Annotated in this window: 1 pseudogene; it reads left to right on the top strand. The window is 74.5% G+C overall.

What is annotated here, in order from left to right:
* Nucleotides 1-424, top strand: a pseudogene (locus AC5RUJ_RS18480) (NrfD/PsrC family molybdoenzyme membrane anchor subunit); the annotation flags it as partial.

The following is a 424-nucleotide window of genomic DNA, read 5'->3' as shown; positions in this document are numbered from 1 at the left end:
GGCTGCCGCTGGGGCCGCTGCGCCCGGTGCTGCGCCTGCTCGAGGGCCCGGCGGGCGTAGGGGCCGCGGTGTTCGCGGCACCGCTCTCCGCCTACACCGCGGTTCTCTTGTCGGACACGGCGAACCCGACCTGGAATGCCGGGCGTGACAACCTGCCCTTCGTTTTCGTCAGTTCTGCCAGCCTCGCCGCGGCCGGTCTTGCCATGATCACGACCCCGGTCCGCGAAGCCGGGCCCGCCCGGGCGCTCGCGGTCCTGGGCGTCGCCGGTGAGGTCATCGCCACCCGGGCACTGGAACGCGGCATGGACCCGGTGGCCGCAGAACCCCTCCACGAGGGTGCCCCCGGGCAAATGCTCAAGTGGAGCGAGCGGCTGGCCGTCGCCGCCGGCGTGGGGGTGCTCGCCGTCGGCAGGCACAGGCCGGC

Source organism: Arthrobacter sp. Y3223164 (genome assembly GCF_059091005.1).
The sequence above is the reverse complement of the archived record's forward strand: the minus strand, read 5'-3'. Positions and strand labels throughout refer to the sequence as shown.